Origin of the sequence: Pseudomonas sp. PA1(2017) (assembly GCF_001945375.1) — a bacterium.
Lineage (GTDB): Bacteria > Pseudomonadota > Gammaproteobacteria > Pseudomonadales > Pseudomonadaceae > Aquipseudomonas.
Map to the genome: position 1 here is coordinate 218,458 of NZ_MSXU01000009.1, position 5,211 is coordinate 223,668.

General features: G+C 56.7%; 3 protein-coding genes. 1 reads left to right on the forward strand and 2 read right to left on the reverse strand.

Features of this window, described 5'->3' with window-relative positions; genetic code table 11:
- Positions 1-108 precede the first annotated feature (108 nt).
- Positions 109-1,494 (forward strand): IS4 family transposase, encoded by a 1,386-nt coding sequence (locus BVH01_RS08140; protein ID WP_075929863.1) that lies wholly within the window; start codon positions 109-111, stop codon positions 1,492-1,494.
- Positions 1,495-1,681: 187 nt separating this feature from the next.
- Here the strand turns inward: BVH01_RS08140 and BVH01_RS24305 are convergent, their stop codons facing one another.
- Positions 1,682-1,984 carry a hypothetical protein gene (locus tag BVH01_RS24305; protein ID WP_139317796.1) on the reverse strand — a complete coding sequence of 101 codons (303 nt, stop codon included), beginning with the start codon at positions 1,982-1,984 and terminating at the stop codon, positions 1,682-1,684.
- 14 nt (positions 1,985-1,998) lie between these two features.
- On the reverse strand, positions 1,999-5,211 hold a 3,213-nt coding region (locus tag BVH01_RS08145), incomplete at its 5' end, for a DUF637 domain-containing protein (RefSeq protein WP_218189096.1).

Below are 5,211 nucleotides of genomic sequence, written 5' to 3' on the forward strand. Positions count from 1 at the left end.
GAATGGCACTTACTTTGTATTCAACTCATTGATCTGAAACGAAAAAGGCTGCTCCAAGTCTACGGTGGATAGTTGCGAACACACCGCCGAAGCCAAGGAGCAGCCTTCATGAATCCTAAGCGCCAGGCCGCTTTCCATCAACAGCAGCGTGCCCGACATCATGCCTCGACCCTTGATGCCCACGCCCTGCTCGAACTGTTGAACGATCCTGCCTTGTCGGATCAAGTCGAGGCGGCCCTGCCGGCGTGCAGGCATCGACAATTTCCACCACTGCAAACGCTGTCACTGTTCATGGGGCAAGCGCTGAGTGCTGACCACTCCTGCCAAAAAGCCGTCAACGAGCTGGCGGGCAGGCAACTGCGGGCCAAGCAACGGCGCTGCAGCACGCACACCGGTGGCTACTGCAAGGCGCGCAAGCGCTTGCCGGTCGAGCTGGTTTCCAAACTGGTTCGTGGTAGCGGTTCATCGATCAGCGGACGTTGTGTCAATCAACCGCTCTGGCAAACACGCCCCGTGCGCCTGGTCGATGGCACCACGCTGAGCATGCCCGATACTCCTCAGAACCAAGCGGCATACCCGCAGTCCCGTGCGCAGCAACCGGGGCTGGGCTTTCCGATCTGTCGGGCCGTGGGCATCATCTGCTTGAGCAGTGGCGCGATTCTCGACGCGTCGATCGGGCGTTTTCGCGGCAAGGGTGGTGATGAGCAGACGCTGCTGCGCTCGATGCTCGACACCTTGGAGCGCGGCGATTTGCTGCTGGGCGATGCCTTCTATGCCACCTATTTCCTGCTGCATGAGCTCCAACGCAGGGGCGTTGACGGTGTATTCGAGCAATACGGTGCCCGCCGGCGCAATACCGACTTTCGGCGCGGCAAAAAGCTCGGTGAACGAGACCACCTGATCGACCTGCCCAAGCCTCGCAAACGTCCTGCCTGGATGACTCAAGAGGACTACGAACAAGTCCCCGAAACACTCACCGTGTGTGAACTGAAAGTCGGTGGCAAGATTCTGGTCACCACCTTGTGCTGCGCCAAACAGACGCCCAAGGCATCACTCAAAGAGCTGTTCAAGCAGCGCTGGCATGTCGAGCTCGACCTTCGCAACCTCAAGAGCACGCTGGGCCTGGAGGTGCTCAGCTGCAAGACACCACAGATGGCGATCAAGGAGTTGTGGGTTTACCTGCTGGCTTACAACCTGATTCGCCTGCTGATGACCGAGTCCGCGTTGTTGGCTGATTGCATGCCCAGGCAACTGAGTTTCAAGCACAGCGTCCAGCTATGGCTGACGTGGCGCCTGCTGGACAGGTGCTGTGTTAACGACGCCATCGCTGAACTGCTGAGGCTGATCGCACAGAAACGTGTAGGCCGGCGCCCTGGCAGAATAGAGCCTCGGGCAGTCAAACGGCGGCCAAAGCCTTACCCGCTGATGACGCAGAAACGTACCTGCGCACGCCGCACAATCCGCAGATCCGGACATCCAAAGAAGCTAAAGTAAGTGCCATTCGACTCTGACCCCATTGATTCCATGCTGGACGCATCCAGGAAAATAAAGGCGGGGTAACCGGGCCATGGCGTGTTCCTCTCCTTAGGATTGGAAAACGATAATTGCCATGACATGCAAAACCAATGACTCTGACCCCATTGATTCCCGTTATAATGTTACGATTATTATTCCACTGCACCTATTCTTGAAACCGATTTATCAGGTCAGCTTCTATCTGCTCAAGTAATGACTGATCATTTACCCCATCTTCTCTAACCAGATAGTTACCGATCTGGCTATCGTGATAGATAGAAATTGACACACTGCCACTCTTCAGTACCCACCGACGAGAATATACTTTATCATCTATCTGCAAAGGAATAGCGCACCAATACTTCTTTAAATATTTGACAATAGAATCAAAGCCCTCCCAGTCAGAAATTGCATCAACGTGATATTCAACTTGCCCTTTTTCATTACTTCGCTTTGAAATAACTTGCAAAATTTTGCTCTCCGTTACTCTACGCCGAGACGCTTATTAACTTCTTCCCTTGTCTTTTGTGAGCTTTCTAAAATACGCCGATAAATATCGTCGCCTGACAATCCCTGGCTCTTACGGTAGTCAATCATTTGCGACCATGTCATATTCGGCTCCTCACGCGTCAGTCGATCTGCTGTAATACGGTCTGACATAAACTCCCTTGCTTGGGTACGATTTTCATTTCGCATTTCAAATGCTTTCTTTGCCTGCTCCTCTAGGGGCATAGATTTATCTATACGATTTAGAATTTGAGCGTCCTCACGCAAATACCACTGACGAGCCTCAATATTTGACATCGTACCCCGTAGCGGATTATCTCCATAGATTCGATAAAACTCCGCACTTCTTAAATTAACAACATCTGGATTTGCAGCCGAGCGTTCAAGAACTGGCGTACCACCAGAAAATTGAACAGGCTTATTTGGAACCGCACTTTCTAAATTGGATGCCTTAGAAGACGCGCTAGCATTCCTACTCGTAACCCATTTCCCACCGACCCATTCAACCAGCCGGCCACCCACCCACGACGTAATAGCACCAGTAGTTGCATCAAATGCTATTCCTCCCACCTGATCAGGTGTCGAGAACAGCATCTGGTCGCCAGCTCTCTCCAAGCTGTGCGCAGGGATGGGACTGCTGATCCACTCCCAAGCCTGCCCGGGAGCTTGCGCTAATTTCGCAGGAGCATCTTTCAACCCGACAATCGTGTCGACAACACGACTTGGCCAGCTTTTAGCTGCCTCGACAACACCGCTACCGAATTCAGGTAACCGGTAATCCCACTCCTGAGCGGGAGCATACCCAGTTAAAACGAGCTGATCTTTGTCTATACCATTCCAGTAACTATCCAGAGCATCGTTGTATTCTCCGAGCGACCAGCCTTCCTCCAATGCCTGTTGCTGCACCGCGCGCCCATGCTCTGTGACGTCCATGTTGCGCATTTGATCGAGCTGATCCATTGCTTTCGTGATGTCATGCTGACATGCCGCTACATCACCTCCACGCGCTGCACATCCCTCACGCGCTTTATCCGCAGCACGTATTTCTTCGTGCAGTAGCCAGTTGTAACTTGTCGCTCCCCCCGCCACCGCTGACGCTACCTGCAGGCTCTGCTCATCCCCACCCTGCAACCCTGCGGTAAATACACCCACCAGTTGAGAGTTCATCACCAGCAGCGCTTTGCGGTCTTCCACTCCCATCTTCTGGTACTGGGCATCCAGCTTCTCGACAAGCAGCTCGTTCACCCCTGCCGCCAACGCACCAGTCTTGAAGTCACCGCCCATGGCTTCGGCGGTGAGGCCGCCCATTACGGCATGCAGGCCAGCCTTGGCGAGGCTGCCGTTTTCCAATTCCAGCTTGGAGCCTGGGGCTGTGTTATCGCCAATCCAGTTGAAGCCGGCTGCCATAAAGGTATTAGCCAAGGTGCTCTGCAATGCGTCGCTAAAGCTGCCGTCCTGACCGACGAGTTTGCTCAGGGCGGCAGAGGTGCTGTTCTGCAGGGCTTGGTTAGCCGCGAATCTGCCGACTCCCGACCAGGTGCTCAAACTTGATCCCGAGTTCGCAACACTTACGGTGCCGGAGTTACTCAGCGGCGTATTTGCGCCGACCGCATTGCTGGTGCTGGTGTTGGTTGTCTCCGTGCCTGTCCAACTGTCATAAAGGCCCGCCGTCAGACCTGCGGTCGCTCCCGCCACCATGTAGCCTTTCAATGCATCGCTGGAGGTGACGTCCTTAAAAACTGCGCCGAGATTGCCCCGGTTGTTCACGGTACTGATAGCAGCACCGCTAGCTGCGGATGTTGCGACTGCAGTGAGCGCCACATTTGCCCAACCAGCACTAGCAGTCCCCACAGCCGTTCCCGCAGAAACCATTGCAGAAGAACCAGCAGCAGCCATTGCCGATCCACTACCCGCCCCGGCTCCGGCGGCACTGCCTATCAGCCCACTCGCCGCCCCCGCCGTGAAATACGCCACGATAATGGCGATCACGATCGCAGCGCCGCCACCCAACCCCGAATGGCTGTACTTGAAGCTGTCGTGAATTTCCTTCACGCGGTGCCAGTCGACGTCGCCGCGCTCTTCGGCGGCTTTGAGCCAGGCCAGTTGCGGGTCGGCTTCGACCATCGCATCGATGGTCTGGGTGACTGTCTGCTGGTCGACGTCCTTGATGTCGATGTTCAGGCCTTCCACCGCTTTGATGGCGATTTCGCCCTGGGCGATCATCTGGGTCTGCAGCAGGGTTTCGTCGGTGGTGCCTTTGCCTTTGGTGGAGGTCCACACCAGGCTGTTGCTGCTCTTCTCGTGGCTCTTCTGGTCGAGGTCCTTCACACCTTCGAAAGTGATGCCACCGCCACTCTGCAGGTTCAGGTCGGCGCCACTATCGAGGCGCGCGCGCTGGTACAACTGGTCGCCAGCGCTGGCCAGGGTGAGGTCGCTGCCGGTGGTGATCTCGGTGCCGATATGGCGGATGGTGGTGACTTCGTCACGCCGGGTGGCCTTGGCGCCGAAGGAGCCTTTGGACTGTTTGTCGTAGAGCGAGTAGTCGCTGTTCTGCGCGGCCAGCAGGTTGAGTTGCCCGCCGCTGTAGAGGTAGGCAGAACCACCCGCGTCGATGCGGCTGGCGCTCAGGTTCATGTCCTGGCCGGCCACTGCACGGAAATCACCACCAGCGCTCAGCTCGCTGGCGATCTGAGTAACGCTGTCCTGTACGGCCTCGACCTTCTTGCCGCCGCCCTTGCGCTTGGCGTCATAGTGGTACTCATTGGCAGCGGAGGCGATGGTCATGCTGCCACCAGCCTGCAGGGCCATGTCGCCCTGTGCCGTAACCTGGCTGCCGACGATGGCCATGTCCCGCGTGGCAGCGGCCTGCAGGTCACCACCGACCTTTACATCACTGCCGTACTGGTCGATCTGCTGGCGAGTGCTGTAATTGCGCGCGTTCTGGTAGCGCGAGGTGCTGTTGTCGGTTTGCTGACTGGCAAGCAGCAAATCCTCGCCGGCCTGCAGCGTGGCATTGCCGCCTGCGGAGAGTGCGCCGCCGACATTGAGCAGGTCGCGCCCGGCCACCATGCTCAGGTCACCTTCGGCCTCGATCCGTGCGGCGCTGTCGGCCATCTGCCGCTGGTGCTCATAGGCCTTGCCGCTGGCGGACTGGTGGGTGGCGACGCTGCGCTCGTTGAGGATGTCGTT